General features: G+C 64.9%; 14 protein-coding genes and 1 other RNA gene. 3 read left to right on the top strand and 12 right to left on the bottom strand.

Features of this window, described 5'->3' with window-relative positions; translation table 11 throughout:
* The 10 genes from WJW29_RS09440 to xanC form a co-directional block, all read right to left on the bottom strand.
* Positions 1-348 (bottom strand): helix-turn-helix domain-containing protein (locus WJW29_RS09440; protein ID WP_146771508.1); only part of this gene is annotated, 348 nt, incomplete at its 3' end.
* A gap of 62 nt (positions 349-410) precedes the next feature.
* Positions 411-487, bottom strand: a non-coding RNA gene (locus tag WJW29_RS09435) — sX9 sRNA.
* A gap of 114 nt (positions 488-601) precedes the next feature.
* Positions 602-1,039 carry a phosphotransferase gene (locus WJW29_RS09430; protein WP_011409659.1) on the bottom strand — a complete coding sequence of 146 codons (438 nt, stop codon included), beginning with the start codon at positions 1,037-1,039 and terminating at the stop codon, positions 602-604.
* Positions 1,026-3,395 carry an MMPL family transporter gene (locus tag WJW29_RS09425; RefSeq protein WP_042465789.1) on the bottom strand — a complete coding sequence of 790 codons (2,370 nt, stop codon included), beginning with the start codon at positions 3,393-3,395 and terminating at the stop codon, positions 1,026-1,028. The genes WJW29_RS09430 and WJW29_RS09425 overlap by 14 nt, the downstream gene beginning before the upstream one ends.
* A 138-nt stretch (positions 3,396-3,533) precedes the next feature.
* Positions 3,534-4,181: a LolA-related protein gene (locus WJW29_RS09420; protein WP_011409661.1), complete on the bottom strand. Its 648-nt coding sequence runs from the start codon at positions 4,179-4,181 to the stop codon at positions 3,534-3,536.
* Entirely contained in the window at positions 4,105-5,079 is a 975-nt protein-coding gene (locus WJW29_RS09415; protein ID WP_011260623.1) for an acyltransferase, read from the bottom strand. The genes WJW29_RS09420 and WJW29_RS09415 overlap by 77 nt, the downstream gene beginning before the upstream one ends.
* Positions 5,076-5,303 carry a hypothetical protein gene (locus WJW29_RS09410; RefSeq protein WP_228329590.1) on the bottom strand — a complete coding sequence of 76 codons (228 nt, stop codon included), beginning with the start codon at positions 5,301-5,303 and terminating at the stop codon, positions 5,076-5,078. Before WJW29_RS09410 ends, WJW29_RS09415 begins: the two co-directional genes overlap by 4 nt.
* A 71-nt stretch (positions 5,304-5,374) precedes the next feature.
* Positions 5,375-6,124, bottom strand: coding sequence for a lysophospholipid acyltransferase family protein (locus WJW29_RS09405; protein WP_011409662.1), 750 nt, complete (start codon positions 6,122-6,124; stop codon positions 5,375-5,377).
* 53 nt (positions 6,125-6,177) lie between these two features.
* Positions 6,178-6,861 carry a ketosynthase gene (locus WJW29_RS09400; protein ID WP_080493953.1) on the bottom strand — a complete coding sequence of 228 codons (684 nt, stop codon included), beginning with the start codon at positions 6,859-6,861 and terminating at the stop codon, positions 6,178-6,180.
* Positions 6,862-6,898: 37 nt separating this feature from the next.
* Positions 6,899-7,168, bottom strand: coding sequence for a xanthomonadin biosynthesis acyl carrier protein XanC (gene xanC / locus WJW29_RS09395; protein WP_011260626.1), 270 nt, complete (start codon positions 7,166-7,168; stop codon positions 6,899-6,901).
* 302 nt (positions 7,169-7,470) lie between these two features.
* Between xanC and WJW29_RS09390 the strand changes: the two genes are divergently transcribed.
* Complete coding sequence (locus WJW29_RS09390) at positions 7,471-8,820, top strand: NAD(P)/FAD-dependent oxidoreductase (RefSeq protein ID WP_011409664.1); 1,350 nt, start codon at positions 7,471-7,473, stop codon at positions 8,818-8,820.
* The gene (locus tag WJW29_RS09385) at positions 8,817-9,824 is read left to right on the top strand and encodes a pteridine-dependent deoxygenase like protein (RefSeq protein WP_011409665.1); all 1,008 of its coding nucleotides are present in this window, start codon (positions 8,817-8,819) and stop codon (positions 9,822-9,824) included. The genes WJW29_RS09390 and WJW29_RS09385 overlap by 4 nt, the downstream gene beginning before the upstream one ends.
* 245 nt (positions 9,825-10,069) lie before the next feature.
* On the opposite strand, the gene WJW29_RS09380 is transcribed toward WJW29_RS09385, so the two are convergent.
* Together WJW29_RS09380 and WJW29_RS09375 are read right to left on the bottom strand one after the other, a co-directional pair.
* Positions 10,070-11,029, bottom strand: a complete 960-nt coding sequence (locus WJW29_RS09380; protein WP_011409666.1) for a 5'-nucleotidase — start codon at positions 11,027-11,029, stop codon at positions 10,070-10,072.
* A 452-nt stretch (positions 11,030-11,481) separates the two neighbouring features.
* Positions 11,482-12,828 carry an AMP-binding protein gene (locus tag WJW29_RS09375; RefSeq protein WP_041182320.1) on the bottom strand — a complete coding sequence of 449 codons (1,347 nt, stop codon included), beginning with the start codon at positions 12,826-12,828 and terminating at the stop codon, positions 11,482-11,484.
* Between the two features lie 745 nt (positions 12,829-13,573).
* Between WJW29_RS09375 and WJW29_RS09370 the strand changes: the two genes are divergently transcribed.
* Positions 13,574-15,934 (top strand): S9 family peptidase, encoded by a 2,361-nt coding sequence (locus tag WJW29_RS09370; RefSeq protein ID WP_012443849.1) that lies wholly within the window; start codon positions 13,574-13,576, stop codon positions 15,932-15,934.
* The last annotated feature ends 34 nt before the right edge of the window (positions 15,935-15,968 follow it).

Genomic DNA, 15,968 nt, shown 5'->3' with positions numbered 1-15,968 from the left:
CAACCGTGCGGCACATTTCTTCTCGATCAGTTCTCGCACGACCTGCCGCGTCCACAGACCGAAGGCGAAGCCATGCTGGCGAGGGTTCTTGCCATTGACCCAGCCGAACACCTGGCGCTCCTGCGCCGGCGTCAACGTCCGCGGGCGACCGCTGCCCTTACGCGTCATCAATGCGCCAGCGCCGCCCTCCTGTGCTCGCGCCAGCACTTTGTACGCCCAGCCGCGATGCAATCCGAACGACGCGGCCACTTCGGCCGGCGATTCGCCTTCGCCCATCCGTTGCAACGCCATCAGGCGCATTTCTTCCAGCGCCGCCCGCGATACCAAACGTCCGTCTCTCTTCTTCATGGATGGTTGGACAGCATGACGTCAACATCCGCTCCCTAATTTACTGACTTATTAGTAAGAGCGGCTAACAAAACGTAGCGAGCAGTCGTCAGGTGGGTGCGGACGGCGCACTCAGAACCGGAGTGTACGCGTGGTACATGCCGATTACGAGCACCGGCCGCGCCCGCCTGGCGGTGAGCGCAGTCGTTTTGTTCGCTGCTCTGAATCGACCGCAAATAGCGCCGGCACCGAGCCGGCCTATTGATCAAACGCGCTACGCCTGCGCAGCGCCCAGCATCACCGTGGCACGCCCTTCGGCAAGCAATTGCTCGCCATGCGTCAGGCGAAAACTGTATTGCTGGCTGTCCTCGCCCTGCATCAGCACCTGCGCTTCGCAGTCGATCGCCTCCGGCAGCGTTTCCAGATGGGTCACGTGCAACTCCACGCCACGCAGCGCCACCAGCATGCCCGGGCGTACCGGCTTGCCGGATGCGCGGCCCAGCAAACCGCCATGCACGGCCATGGCCTGCGCACCGTATTCGCACAGATGTAGTGCACGCAGGCGCCCGTTGGAACGTAACGGATGCGCATCGCTGCGATGCGCGTGACTACGCAGCACGATGCGCTGCGCATCCCACTCGATCACGTCTTCCCACAGGCACATGCTGCCCTGGTGTGGAATCAGCGTGGCAATCGCGTCACGTCCCTGCATGCGGCTCTCCATTCGCGGTGCGTTCCAGCGCCGGTTCGCGCGATACCAGCAAGGCCAGAATGAAATTGAACAACACGCCCAGCGCCACCGTGCTGCCGATCGCACGCAAGACCGGAATGCTGGACGCGGCCAACAACGCGAACACCAGCAGGGTCATCAGGCTGCACACGATCAATGCGTGCAGCGTGCGGAGCTGGTCGGCGTGATCGTCGCCGGCGTGATCGAAGAACAGCGCGTAATCCAGGCCCAGGCCGGCGGCCAGGATCAGCGCGATCAGATGGAACAAATTGAGCTCCACCCCGGTGCCGCGCAGGATCGCCAGGATCAGCACCGTGGTCAGCGCCATCGGCAGCAACACCCGCACGATGCGGCGCGGACTACGCAGTGCGATCGCCACGGTCACCGCCAGCAACAAGGCGGCCAATACCAGCGCACCGAGCACGCGTCCACGGTAGGCAGCCACCAACGATTCGGAGGCTTCCTTCAGATCCAGCAATTGCGCGCCACTGCCTTGCACGGCAGCCGCCAGGACCGCCGGATCGCGCAGGCCGGTCAACGACACCAGTGCGGTGCTGCGATCGCCACGGCCCAGCAACAAACCACCGACCGAGGTCGCCAGCGGCGAGCCGGTCAGATCCTTCGGCAGCAGCGGTGCGGCGCGCTTGGCGGCGTCCAGATCCTGCAGGAACGGCGCAAACGCATCGCTGCGGAACGGCGTGGTGGCGACAGCAGTCTCGGTGAACGCACGCGCCTGCGCGGCGTCGGGCAACGCCGCCTGCCGCGCATGCTGGGTCTTGGCGCTGGGCAGATAGCGCGCCGCCATGTCGTAACCGAGCAAGTCACCATTGCGCACCAATGCATCCAGGCGCGGGCGCAACTGCTCGCTGGCCTGCAGTGCCGCCTCATCGTTCGCGGCCGGTAGCGCCAGCACGTAACGCACATCCGGCGCACCCAGTTCCTGACGCAGGTGCATGTCCTGCGCCAATGCCTTGGGCGGCACCGGCGTCAGCTTCGACAGATCGTTCTGCCAGAACTGCCCCGGCGCAAGCACGATCACGGCAATGCTGAGCACGGCCATCACCGCCAGGCTGACGATGCGTGGCCGCGGCAAGCGTGCCACGCCACGCCACAGCACGGCCAGCAGGCGCGAATCGGCATAGTCGCGCGGAGCCGGATCGATCAAGGCCGGCAGCATCCAGCGCGTAGTGACCGCGGCGGTGGCAAGGCCGGCGATGGTGAACACCGCCAGCTGCCGCAAACCGTCCACACCGGAAAACAGGAAGGTCACATAGGCAATGCAGGTGGAAACCACGCCGGTGACCAACGTCGGCCACAGATGCCGTGCGTTTTCGCGCGGATCCAGACCGGGGCGCTGATGACTAAACAAGTGAATCGGATAATCCTGTACCACGCCGATCAGGGTGAACCCGAACGCCACGGTGATGCCGTGCACGCCGTCGAACAGCACTGCGACAGCGCCCAAGCCGGCCAGACCGGCGCTGGCCAGGGGCAACACGCCGAGCACCGGAATCTTCCAGCTGCGGTAGGCCACCAGCAGCAACAGCACCAGGCCCACCGTATCCAGCGTGCCGATCCATTGCGCCTCGCCTTGGGTGCGCGCGGTGATTTCCACCGCGAATGCACCCGGCCCGGTCAGCGTCAAGCGCGTGGACGTGCCCTTGCTGACTTTCGCGAAGGCCGCTTGCACGGCGTCGTAGGCCAGCTGCTGGCCGGTGGGGTCGAAGCCGGCCGCGCGCGTCTGCACGATCAACAGCGCCGACGTGCCGGCACGATCGAACCACACGTCATTGCGCGTCTGCGGCATCGCTGCCGGCTGCAGGGTTTCGGCCAGATGCAGGATTTCCATCGTGGGGTCGCGCGGCAGCAACGGCTCCACCATGGCTGCCGCCGGCGAGCCCAGATCCTGCACGCGCGCCTGCAACGCCGCTTCCAACGTGGGCGCATCCAGCGGAGTCTTGTCGAAGCTGTCGCTGAGCAGATAGCGATACGGCAGCAAGCGCTTGGGAATCGCCTCCAACCCGGCGTTACCACCGTTGCCGACCAGCTCGAACAGCTCCGGCTGTGCGGCCAGTGCTTTCTGCAGTTGCTGCGACTGCTCGGCCAAGGTGACGGGGTCGCTATTGGACAACGCCATCAGCAGCAGCCGCGATCCAGGGCCTTCGCCGAGTTCTTCGATCAACAGTTTTTGCGCCGGCGTGCGCGGGGCGGGCATGAATTTGCGTAGATCCCCGGTAACCTTGAGCGTCTCGCTCAACCAGAATCCGGCCACCGCCAGCAATGCCAGCCACAGCAGCGCCAGGCCGATGCGGCGGTTTGCGTTCAACTCAAGCGCCATGGTGTGCGTGTCCTGCTGCAGCGGCCGAACGCACGCCGGCCGCAGGCGCGGCATCGGTCGTTATCGGCAACGTGCGCGTTTCAGCTGCGAATGGTGCGATGTGTTTAGAGACGACCGGCGCACCCATCACGCGCGCGGTCACGCGCCAGAACCGTGGCAGAGCGTTGTCAGCGCGGTGGCATCGGTCACGCCGGCCGCTTCGCGCGCCGCACCGGCCAGCAGCGTGCGCTGCACGTCGCCCTTGGCCGGCACGCTTTCGATACACCGCAGTTCGTCCTTGCGTCCGTACAGACGCAATTGGCGCACCTGCTTGGCCACCGCGGCGTCCTTGGGCTGCAACGTCAGCAGCCAGGCCTGCGGCTGGCCCTGCCCACTGACGCTGTAGTGCTGCTCCAGCAGCGCGCGGTCGCCGGACAACAGCGCGCCGAAGCCGGACTTCAAGCCGGCCAGTTCGGGCACACGGCTCAACGAGAAACGACGCGGCGATTTGCCTTCGCGTTCCAGCACGCCTTCGTCGCCAGTCAGCGTGGTGGTTTCGTGGTACGGCGCGCTGACTTCGCGCACCAGCGTCTGCGCATCCGGGCGACGGTAGTGGCCCTCGACGCGCAACGGCGTCTTCAGCAAGGAAGAGCCCCGCAGTTCGACGAATTCGGTGCTGACCGGTGCGGGGCGCGCCAGGCGCTCCAGCACCTGCCCGACGTCGAGCGTCTCAGGCGGTGCGGCGCATAGCGGTGCGGCGCTGAACAGCAGTATCAGCATCCACGGCAGGGTGCGGCACATCGGCATGGTGGGTGTTCCAGAAATCGTAGAAGTTGAACCAGTTGTACGGCGCGTAGCAAGTGTAATGTTCCAGCCTGGCAGCGTAATCGCGCATGAGTACCGCAAGCATGGGGGCGCGCTGACGATGCGGCACGTCCAGGCCTTCGCTGAAGGTTTCGAACGCCAGCTCGTAATGATTACCACCGTGATACAGGCCGAATGCCAGCACCACCGGCACCTTGAGCGCAGCGGCGATCAGCCACGGCGAGGTCGGGAACATGGCATTGCGGCCGAGGAACATCGCCGGCAGCGCCGGGTCGCCTTCGCGCGGGCGATCGATCAGCAGCGCCACCAGCGCACCGGCGTCGGTGGCTTCCTTGATCGCCATGACGATCGAGGTCGCATCCATGCCGGCGTCGATGATGTTGGCGGCCAGCTGCGGGTTGAGCGCGCCCAGCAGGTCGGTCATGGCGCGGTTGTGCGCCTTGTCCAACACCACCTTGACCTGCACGTCCGGGCGCTCGGTGGCCAGCACGCGCAGCGCATCGAAGCTGCCTAGATGCGAGCCGAAGATCAGCACGCCGCGGCCACGATCCATTTGCGTATGCAGTTGATCCAGGCCGGAGATATCCACGCGGAAGCGCTGCATCTGCCCGCACAGCATGTACACCCGATCGAGGATGGTCGAGGCGAAGGTGTGAATGTGCCGCGCCACATCGCGCAGCGTGGCCGGGCGGCCGAGTACCCGCGCCAGATAGGCACGCGAGGCGGCGCGCTCAGGCGCGCGCACCAGCAGGAAGTACAGCGTGATCGGATATAGCAGCGCGCGTCCCACTACACGCCCGCCGTGCCGTGCGATGCCGCGGATCAGCCACAGCGCAAAGCGCCCACCGCCTTCCGGACGCTGTTTCCAGTGCTTGCTCATGTCCCCGCCTCCGCCACCAGTTCGCCGCTGACCAGCACTACATCGGCACGCTGCACACGGAAGCGCCAACGCGGGCCATCGCCTTCCAGTGTGACCGAGGCGGTCTGGCCGGGCAGCAACGGCTGCACGAACTTCACCTGCGGCAGGCGCGCGGCCGCGCGTGGACCATGCAGTGCTTCCACCGCCTGCAGCACATGGTCGAGCACGACCACGCCAGGCACCACGGGACGACCCGGGAAATGTCCGGGCAGGCAGGGATGATCATGCGGCACAACGAAATCCATAAGCGTGGAACTCAGATCCTGGGGTGAAGCATTGCAGCCACGGCCTTGTGTGCCTGCTCGGTCAATTGTTGGCGATCCGGCGCATCCGGCCCGGTCACAGCGATCGGCGTACCGATCCGCACGCGGATGATGCCGGGGCGCACCCTGAACAGGCCATCGACCGGCAACACCCTGCCGCAGCCGTCCAGCGCCACCGGAACCACCTGCACGCCAGCATCGATAGCAGCCTGCAGTAGCCCGACCTTGAATGGCAATAATGCGCCGGTGCGGCTGCGGGTGCCTTCGGGAAACAGACACAACTGTTTGCCCTGGCGCAACAACGCAGCCACCTGACGTCGCACCAGTGCCCCTGCCCTGCGGCTGTCGCGGTCCAGAAACAGCATGCCGGTAGCGCGCGCATACCAGTTCACGAACGGCACCTTGAGCATTTCTTCCTTGAGTAAGAAGCGCAGCGGCACCGGCAAGGCGTAGAACAGCGCGCAAATGTCGATGATCGACTGGTGGTTGCTCACGAACAGATAGTTCTTGGACCAATCCACCCGCTCGCGCCCTTCCACGATGACCGTGACTCCCGCGCCGCGGAACAGCACTGGCGCCCACATCCAGCTCCCCATGCGCAACATCCGGTCGGCATCGCGCGTGATCGCCATCAATGCCAATGCGTAGACGATCCCGCCAGCGGTAAAGGCCAGCGTGAATGCCAATTGCAACAGGTTGAACACAGCCCACGCCAGGCGCGACGGCATCCTTGCCAACGGCATCTTTGTCTTGTCCCCGAAAGTATGCACGTACGTCGCTACCCCTGGCCACGCACTCAGCGCAGCAGATCGCGCCAGAAGTCCGGCCCGAGCCGCGCCATCTGACGCAAGAAGTCTGGCAGATTACGATAGGGACGCTGTGGAAACCAGCGGCCGCGCAATAGATATTCCCCAATGAAGAAACCGCCAATCACGCCATAGCAGAGCAGATTGGCGAACAACGAGGCGCGCGCATCGCTGATCGGCAGCGGCGAGGCATAGCCCAACTGCGTCAGCACGCCGCTGGGTTCGGCGCACAGGCCGAGCACCAGATTGGCCAGGGTCAGGCCGCACAGCAGCAATGCCCAGGCCAGCGTGAGACGGCGCGTGTAGCGGCGTTGTTCGGGCGTGACCGGCATGCCGGCCTGGCCGTACAGGCCTTCCACAATGCGCGTGATCAGCGGCGTGCGGCCGTGGCGCAGGCTGCGCCCGAAGAACCAGGCGACCCAACCGGTAAACACCACCGGCGGCGCCGCCAGCACCACCATCGCGTACGGCGAATGCCACAGCACGCCCAATCCGGCGAGCAGCAGCAGTGCCAGCGCCCAGGCCCAGGCCCGGCGCGCAACCATCGGTTCGATCAAGACCATCAGCACCAGCAAACCACCGGCGATGGCGGCCACCTCCGGGCGGTGACTGGCATTGGCCCAATGCGCCAACGGCGAATACGCCACCGCCAGCAGAACGCCCATGCCCAGCACCCATGCAGGTGCGTCGGGGGATGGCGCAGTCGGCAGATCAGACGGTCTTGTTGGCTTCGACATGCGCCGACAATGCGCGCAGCGACGCGAAGATGCGACGGTTCTCGTCGTTGTCCGAACGCAGCTGGAAGCCGTAGCGCTTGCTGATCGCCAGCGCCAGTTCCAGCGCATCGATCGAGTCCAACCCCAGCCCGGTGTTGAACAACGGCGCCTCCGGATCGATGTCGGCGGGTTGGACGTCTTCCAGGTTCAGACTTTCGACCAGGAGTTCGGCCAGTTCACGTTCGGCAGCGGTTTGCGAGGACATCCAGGATTTCCACAGGTCAGGGTAGGGCGGCAAGAGTGGGAAGAAGCAACAGCAGCGCGGGCGACCATCGGAGTGCGTGGGCGTCGCGTCGGCCGTAGTGTACGTTGCCGTCACTGCCAATCCGAGCATCTGCCGCGCGGTCTGACCGACGCCTGCACGTGCTGCCGGCGTTGTTCACACATGGATCGGCGGCCCGCGGGCTGTCAGGGCGGCAGAGCAGGTTATCATGACTGCATGACGCTCGCCCGCTGCAGGTTCGTTCCAGGATGACTTCCAACGCTGTTCGCCACACCCCGACCGCCATGCCGGCAGCCGGGCCGGCTCCCGGACCGGAGTGTCCGGATGTCCTGATCGTCGGCGGCGGCCCGGCTGGCTGCACTGCGGCCATCGCGCTTGCCGAGCTCGGCTGGTCCGTTACCCTGCTCGAGAAGGAGCAGCATCCGCGCTTTCATATCGGCGAATCGTTGCTGCCGATGAACATGCCGATTCTCGAACGCCTGGGCGTGCTCGCCGATGTGCGCGCCATCGGCGTGCTCAAGCGTGGCGCGGATTTCCCGAACGACAGCGGCGGCTACAACACGTTTCGTTTTTCGCACGCGCTCGATGCCAAGGCCGATTTCGCCTTCCAGGTGCCGCGTGCGCAATTCGACCAGGTGTTGTTCCAGCGCGCGCGCGCGGCGGGCGTGGATGCACGCGAACAGGTCAGCGTGGAGCAGGTCGCGTTCGACGGCGAACAACCGCTGCTGCAGGCACGCACGGTCGACGGCGGCGTACAGCAGTTCCGCCCGCGCTATCTGCTCGATGCCAGCGGCCGCGATACCTTTCTGGGCACCCGCCTCAAGCTCAAACGCGCCAACGCCAAGCATCAATCGGCCGCGTTGTTCAGCCACTTCCGCGGCGTGACGCGGCGCCCGGGCGAGGATGCCGGCAACATCAGCATCTACCGGCATGCGCATGGCTGGATGTGGCTGATTCCGCTGCCGGAGGACATCATGAGCGTGGGCGCAGTCTGCTACCCCGAGTACATGAAAACCCGTAAGGGCGACAGCGAGGCCTTTTTGATGCGCACGCTGGCGCTCAATCCCGAACTCAACGCGCGCATGCTCGACGCCGAGCGCGTGGCACCGGTACATGCCACCGGCAATTACGCCTACGAATGCACGCGCATGGCAGGGCCGCGCTGGTTGATGCTGGGCGATGCCTACACCTTCGTCGACCCGATGTTTTCCTCCGGCGTGTTTCTGGCCATGCACGGCGCCGAACGCGGCGCAGCCATGGTGGATGCCGCACTACGCGCCCCGCAGTCGGAAGCGAAACTGCAGCGTGCCTTACAACGCGAATTGACCCGCGGCGTGGACGAATTCAAGTGGTTCATCTACCGCTTCACCTCACCCACCATGCGCACCTTGTTCGCGCAGCCGCAAAACACCTGGCAGGTGGAACAGGCGGTGGTGGCAATGTTGGCCGGCGACGTGTTCGACAGCCCCAAAGTCCGCATTCGCCTACGCGCCTTCCGTGCCCTGTACGCACTCACCACTTTGTCGATGCTACCGCGCGCCTGGCAGTCGTGGCGCCACCGCCGGCGCCAGGCCAAGCTCGGCTTCGAGGGCGACACCTTGCAACGCGACACGCAACAACGAGACGCTCAATGACCGCTTCCCAGGCCCAGACCACGCACGCCGTGCGCCATCCCCGCCTGCAGGTCGACTATGTTGACCAGACCGACCCCGGCGTGTTGCTGGCCGACCCGCAGGTGCTGGCCGTGTTCGGCTTCGGCGATGCGGCGCCGCGCCTGCACGACCCGCGCTATCTGCGCGTGCCGTTGCAGCCGTATCAGGCCAGCGTGCTGGAAGTTTGGCGCACCGCTGCGCCGGTGCGCAGCGGCCGCGAGGGCAATATCGCCTGGTCCAGCGACGGTCATTTGCATTTTGGCGTGATCGAGATCGACGAGCAGGACCTCGATATCGAAGAAGCCGCCGCCAAGGCGTATGCGGAAATCACCGCCTTTGTCAGCGGCAGCCAGACGCCGCGGTTGCTGCGTATCTGGAATTACCTGGACGCCATCACCCTGGGCAGCGGCGACCGCGAACGTTACCGCCAGTTTTGCGTGGGCCGTGCACGCGGACTGGGCGCATTCGACACGGCGCAATTGCCGGCCGCCACCGCCGTGGGCCGTTGCGATGACGAGCGCATCATCCAGATTTACTGGTTGGCGGCCGCCAATGCCGGTATGCCGCTGGAAAACCCGCGGCAGGTGAGCGCTTACAACTACCCGCGCCAGTACGGCCCGCAGCCGCCGAGTTTCGCGCGCGCCATGTTGCCGCCGGCCGGCAGCGACATGCCGCTGCTGTTGTCAGGCACCGCGGCCGTGGTGGGCCACGCCTCGATGCACACCGGCCAACTGCTGGCGCAGCTGGAAGAAACCTTCGCCAACTTCGACGCCCTGCTCGGCGCCGCGCGCCTGCACGCGTCGGCGTTACCCGCGCAGTTCGGTGCCGGCACCCGCCTGAAAGTCTATGTGCGCGAACGCGACGACCTGCCCAAGGTCGCCCAGGCACTGGACGCCCGCTTCGGCGACGCGGTGCCACGCCTGCTGCTGCACGCAGTGATCTGCCGCGATGAGCTGGCGGTGGAGATCGATGGGGTGCATGGCTGAAGGATGCTGTACGTGCGGATGCTGCCGCCCGGGACGACCCGCAGGCCGGCGATCCACTGACACGCGCATTGCGGAGTGCGGGACGCGGCATGCGCCAGGCAGAGACGACCATCATTCTGCGGATTTCATGATGGCCCGAGCACTCAATGCGCAACCCAAGGCCGTCTATACGACTGCAACCGATCCGCTTCGCCCATCGACGCTCACGCTGTGCGCTATTGCAATGGGAGTCCGTACATGAGTTGTTAGACTGCAGGCGACTCACCACCGAGCTTCGGCTGATTTGTGACGCCGAAGGGAATGTGAACCGAAGGGGCAACCGCGCTTGCCGACTCCAGATGGCCAGACTGGTCATCGAAGAAGATGTGCGGCTTCAGCACTCCGAGGACCTTGCCCTTCTCAATTCCGCCGAGAAAGAATGCATCGTTTGCCATGACGCCCCAACTTTTAAGAGTTTTAAGTGCGCGCTCGTGGGAGGGGGCATTACGTGCAGTTACGATAGAAACGCGGACTCGATTTTGGTAATCGGGATTCTGCTCCCGGTGCACCTCCTCAACGGACTGAATCTTTGACACCCGAACCAAGAACTCTTTAAGCGGCCCGGGATTGTGAGGCTGCATCACGTTCTTCACTTCGTGGTCGTGGAACGCCGAGAGACCGGAGGCTTGCATCACCGATTCTGATTCGTCCCCCGCGAGGACACCATCGAAGTCGAACGCTATGCGAAGAGTCTTATCATCTTCATCATCGTCAAACTCTGAATCGAGCACTTGCCCGGCGGGATGGCCAAGGCCAATTGCAGCCTCGACATCTGGCTTATGTCCAGACAGGAAGAGTGCGATGTTGAGAGCAGGAATGTACTCGTAGGGCGACCGCCCCTGCATGAAGATCGCTCTTGTCATCCCTAGGCCGTAGTGCTCAATAGTCTTCATCACCCGCAGGCCAGTATCTGGATCGTTGCGGGAGAGAAGCACGACCTCGACCAAAGGATCCGTGGGATCTGGGCTGAGGTCGTTGAGCGCAAGAAGGCGCTTTATGAAGGGGAAAGCTATTCCCTTAGGCAGCGGGGAGCCCAGGTTCTCTTCCTGATACTTCCGATACTGTTCCTCGCCTTGGCTCCTGAACACGGCATCCGAGTGCCGCAAATCGAACACAGCACTCGATGCAACCCCAATGACCAAGCGATCCTTTAGCTCGTATGGCATCAATCCCCCTCAAAGATCCGTCCTACCGCCTAACGCCTGAATTAAACCGAGTTGCAAAGCACTCTTCGGCTCGAAGAGTTGTCAGGCAGTGAGCGGCCGAAAAAGGTTGGATGGTGCAACCATGCTCCCCAGCACTGCCGCCTGGACCGAGTGTGCCACAGCTTGCCAGATGGAGCTTGCCCAACGATGCCCGGTGCGGGTTGCCAGCGAAGCCAAATGCAACACGCGCAGCGCGGCAATGACGTACAAGGGCGACGCAACGAAGTTGCCGCACCCAGCAACGGCGATGACGACTCCCGAAGCCGACCGCATGCAAGCGAACCGACCGAAGCCGGACCCACCAACAGACGTGCTCCCCACGGCCTAACTCTGCGCGCATCCAGCGCTTGACCAGTGAGCCGTCCGCTCTCATCTGGCCGGCGTGAGCGAGCTGCAGACGGGCTTACCCAGCCTCACTCACCCTTGAGCAAGCCCAGCACCACATCGCGCGGCAGTTTGCCGGTTTCGTTGCGTGGCAATGCGGCGACCTTGCGCAGACGGCGCGGCAGGAACACCGGGTCTACGCTGACGCGCAGTGCGGCCAGCACCTGGGCTTCGTCCAGGGAGGGAGCGACCACCAGCGCGGCGATGCGGCCGACCGCCTGGCCGGAGTCGGGCGCGAGTTGCACGATGGTGCCATCGACCACACCGGGAATGGCGAGCAGGCGCCGGGTGAGATCGGCCAGCGATGCGCGTTTTCCGGCAATTTCCAGCAGATCGGCTTGACGGCCGCGTACCTGAAAACGGCCGTCGTCGGCCACGTCCATCATGTCGGCCAGCAGCACCGGTGTGGCCAGATGCGGCGCATGCACCAGCGTGCCTGCGGCCTGCGTTTCCAGGCGCACACCGGGCAAAGGCGTCCATGCCGCTTCCAGCGCCGTGCGACGCACGGCGAACACGCAGGTTTCGGTGGAGCCGAACATCTCGCGCACTTCACCACCGAAACGCGCTTCGGCCGCAGCGGCGATTTCCGGCGCCATCGGTGCAGTGGCCGACACGATGCCGGCCAGCGGCGGCAGTGCCACGCCGGATTCGACCAACGCACGCAGATGCACGGGCGTGGTCACCAAGACACGCGGCGCGGGAATATCGGCCAGCGCACGCGCCACATCGTCCGGGAAGAACGGGCGCTCGGCGTGCACTGCCAGGGTGGTCACCATCGGCAGCAGCACCGACAACTCCATGCCATACATGTGCTGCGGCGGCACCGTGGCGACCACGTGCGGCACAGCGTCGGTGTGCGCCCACAGGCTTTCCAGCGCGACCAGATCCTGGCGCGTGCTGGTCAGGAAACTGCCCCAGGTCTTGGGATTGGGTTGCGGGCTGCCGGTGGTGCCCGAGGTGAAACCGATCGCCACCAGCGCGTCGTCGGCCAACTGTGGAATCGGGCCCGCAGCCTGCGGCAATTCGGCAGGCAGCTGCCAATACCGCGGCGGCGCGAGCTCCAGGTCCAGATCGCCCAGGCAGTACGCATCGGCGTGGCGCGCCTGCACTTCGCCCACTACCGCAGGTGCACGCGACGATGGCAGCAGCGATACCTGCCCGCGCAGCGCGCACGCGTAGAACGCCACCATGAAACGGTAGCGGTCCTCGCACAAATTCACTGCATGGCTACCTTCAGGCAGCTGCTGCGCCAGACCGTGCACATGCGCGATGAAGGTGGCCAGATCGACCGACTGCCCCGCGCGCCAGGCCAGCGGCCGGTCGAGCGCACCAACAGCCATCGGATGGGAAATAGGGGGAGCAGGCAGGCTGGACATGAAAACCGTCGGTCGCAAGAGCACGCTAGCTTGTCCGCCACCCGCGCTGCTGGCAAGTCGGGAAGTTCCCTCTGCGGCAAACCGCGGCGAGCGCGTCTTGTGTCGATGGCTTGCACATGTGTGTAGGCGGCGTGCGCGTTGTGCGGCACGGCAAATCATCTGCTCGCCGGTCGGAGATACTCCACCGGCGTGGCAGCGCCCAGGAAACCTCGGAACAACTGTTTCGCCAGCTTACGATCAGTCGCTGGGGCAGTCTCCATAACTCGCAAGTCATTGATTTGCAGCATGAGCGACCGCCGCGATCAAGCGGAATCCCAGGTTCGCTCGTAACGCCACGCGTTGTTCAGAGGTTCCGCTGCGATGCACCGGCTCGCTGTGGGTGTGATGGCTGTCGTGCGATGTCTCTGCACGGCTACGTTTTCCAGAGTCCTGCGAAATTTCCCCGGATGCGTCTGCGCTTGTGCCAGCCCGGCACGCGCACGCGTGGCTTCGCCAGCCCAGTAGCGTTGAAGAATTCATTTTTTCGCTGTCGCATCGCACCTCGCTGGTGCCACGCGCTGCGCTCGCCTGCACTGCACGCCTTGCACAGCGCTGGGTATGGTCGTGGCCACTAATCGCGAGCTGTTGGTTGTCGCCCGCACTGCACATCGCCACGTACGCATGACCTGTGGCCCAAGCCCGCTGCGGAGGCGAACTGCTAGGCTTGCGCGCTGTCCTTTGCGTCCCGCCGTGTCCGATGCCCAGATTGTTGCCGTTGACCCTTCTGCTGCTGGCCGCCGCTGCGCATGCGCAGTCTGCCGCCCCGCTCACCATCGAACAGGCGATGGCCGACCCGGACTGGATCGGGCCGTCTGTGGACCAGGCCTGGTGGCAATGGGACGGCAAACAGGTGCAATACCTGCTCAAGCGCGCCGGCAGCCCGGTGCGCGACACCTATCGCCAGAGCACTGCCGGCGGCACGGCCGAACGCGTGGCCGACACCGCGCGCGCCGGCCTGGATGCGGCAAACCCGAGCTACGACGCCACCCGTCAGCGCATGCTGTTCGCACGGAACGGGGACATTTTCCTGCGCGATCTGCGCTCCGGTGCGCTGACCCAGCTGACCCGCAGCAACGAGATCGAATCGCGTCCGCAGTTCGCCAGCGACGGCGGTGCGATCTGGCGCGCGGGCAACAACTGGTACCACTGGCGCGCCGATGGGGGCACCGCGCAGGTGGCGGTGGTCAAGGCCGAGCGCGACCCTGACGCCGCCCCCAAACCCGATGTGCTGCGCGAGCACCAACTGGCCACGCTGGCCACCTTGCGCCGCGACAAGGAGCAACGCGACGCGCTGCGCACGCAGGACGACGCCTGGCGCCGCGCCGATGCCACGCGTGCGGCAGCGCCGGTGTATCTGGGCGATGAGGTGGAGATCGTCGATAGCGCGTTGTCGCCGGACGGCCGCCATCTGCTGGTGGTGACCCAGGCCACGAACGCCGAAGAAGGGCAGGCCGGCAAAATGCCCAAATACGTCACCGAATCCGGCTACGAAGAATTTCAGGAAGTGCGCACCCGCGTCGGCCGCAATGCATCGGTGGCGCACGCGCTGTGGCTGGTGGATGTCAGTGCGGGCACGGCCAAGTCACTGTCTTTCGACCCCCTGCCCGGCATTGCCACCGACCCGTTGGCCGCATTGCGCAAGGCCGCCAAGCGCGACGCACTCAAGGGCAACCGCGCGGTACGTGTGGAAAGCAATGGCGACGGCAGCGGGCCGGCAGTGCACTGGAGCGACGACGGCCGCAACGTGGCAGTGGAAATTCGCGCGGTGGACAACAAGGACCGCTGGATCGCCAGCGTCGACCTGGACAACGCGAAGCTGCAGCCGCGTCACCGCCTGAGCGATAGCGCCTGGATCAACTGGGACTTCAACGATTTCGGCTGGCTGCCCGACAACCGCACGCTGTGGCTGCTGTCGGAAGAATCCGGCTATTCGCAGTTGTACACCATGGAAGGCAACAGCAAACCGCGCCAGCGCACCCGCGGCAAATGGGAAGTGTCGATGCCGGTGCCCAGCGCCGATGGCAGCGGCATGTTCTTCCTGTGCAACCAGAAATGGCCGGGCGATTACGAAGTCTGCAAGCTCGACCTGCGCAACGATCAGCTCACCGAAGTCACTGCATTGAACGGCGTGGAAGGCTTCAGCCTGTCGCCGAACGGGCAGCAGTTGCTGGTGAGTTACTCGGGTAGCTATCTGCCGACGCAACTGGCCGTGGTGCCGGCCACCGGTGGCCAGGCCACCGTGCTCACCGACACGCGTACGCCCGCATTCAAGGCGCAGCCGTGGATTGCGCCGCAGTACGTGCAAGTGCCGTCCAAACACGGTGCCGGCACGGTGTGGGGCAAGTATTACGGGCCGACCACTCCCGAGCCGGGCAAGCAGTATCCGATCGTGATGTTCGTGCACGGCGCCGGCTATCTGCAGAACGTCTCCGAGCGCTACACGCCGTATTTCCGCGAGCAGATGTTCCACAACTTGCTGGTGCAGCAGGGCTACATCGTGCTGGATCTGGACTACCGCGCCTCCAGAGGCTACGGCCGCGATTGGCGCACCGCGATCTATCGCAACATGGGCCACACCGAGCTGGAAGATTATCTGGACGGGCTGGACTGGCTGGTCGCCACCAAACAGGGCGACCGCGCGCGCGCCGGCATCTATGGCGGTTCGTACGGCGGCTTCATGACCTACATGGCGCTGTTCCGCAGCCCCGGCACCTTCAAGGCCGGCGCGGCGCTGCGCCCGGTCGGCGACTGGATGCAGTACAACCACGAATACACCTCCAACATCCTCAACACGCCTGAGCTGGATCCGGAGGCCTACAAGACCTCCTCGCCGATCAACTACGCCGAGGGCCTGCGCGACCATCTGCTGATCGCCCACGGCATGATCGACGACAACGTGTTCTTCAAGGACTCGGTCGACATGACCCAGAAGCTGATGGAGCTGCACAAGGACAACTGGCAGCTGGCACTGTACCCCCTGGAACGCCACGGCTTTACGCGTGCCGATTCGTGGCTGGACGAGTACAAGCGCATCCTCAAGCTGTTCAATGCGCAAGTGAAGCCCTGAATCCGGTGGAGCTGCGGGTGGCGGTCCTTCGATG

This window comes from Xanthomonas sp. JL1 (assembly GCF_038405005.1).
This window is presented reverse-complemented; position numbering and strand designations above follow the sequence as displayed.

Coding starts and splice junctions, on each gene's coding strand:
- xanC (WP_011260626.1), bottom strand. CDS start 7,168: ATGTCCTCGCAAACCGCTGCCGAACGTGAACTGGCCGAACTCCTGGTC.
- WJW29_RS09420 (WP_011409661.1), bottom strand. CDS start 4,181: ATGCCGATGTGCCGCACCCTGCCGTGGATGCTGATACTGCTGTTCAGC.
- WJW29_RS09405 (WP_011409662.1), bottom strand. CDS start 6,124: ATGCCGTTGGCAAGGATGCCGTCGCGCCTGGCGTGGGCTGTGTTCAAC.
- WJW29_RS09390 (WP_011409664.1), top strand. CDS start 7,471: ATGCCGGCAGCCGGGCCGGCTCCCGGACCGGAGTGTCCGGATGTCCTG.
- WJW29_RS09430 (WP_011409659.1), bottom strand. CDS start 1,039: ATGCAGGGACGTGACGCGATTGCCACGCTGATTCCACACCAGGGCAGC.
- WJW29_RS09375 (WP_041182320.1), bottom strand. CDS start 12,828: ATGTCCAGCCTGCCTGCTCCCCCTATTTCCCATCCGATGGCTGTTGGT.
- WJW29_RS09415 (WP_011260623.1), bottom strand. CDS start 5,079: ATGAGCAAGCACTGGAAACAGCGTCCGGAAGGCGGTGGGCGCTTTGCG.
- WJW29_RS09385 (WP_011409665.1), top strand. CDS start 8,817: ATGACCGCTTCCCAGGCCCAGACCACGCACGCCGTGCGCCATCCCCGC.
- WJW29_RS09425 (WP_042465789.1), bottom strand. CDS start 3,395: ATGGCGCTTGAGTTGAACGCAAACCGCCGCATCGGCCTGGCGCTGCTG.
- WJW29_RS09380 (WP_011409666.1), bottom strand. CDS start 11,029: ATGCCATACGAGCTAAAGGATCGCTTGGTCATTGGGGTTGCATCGAGT.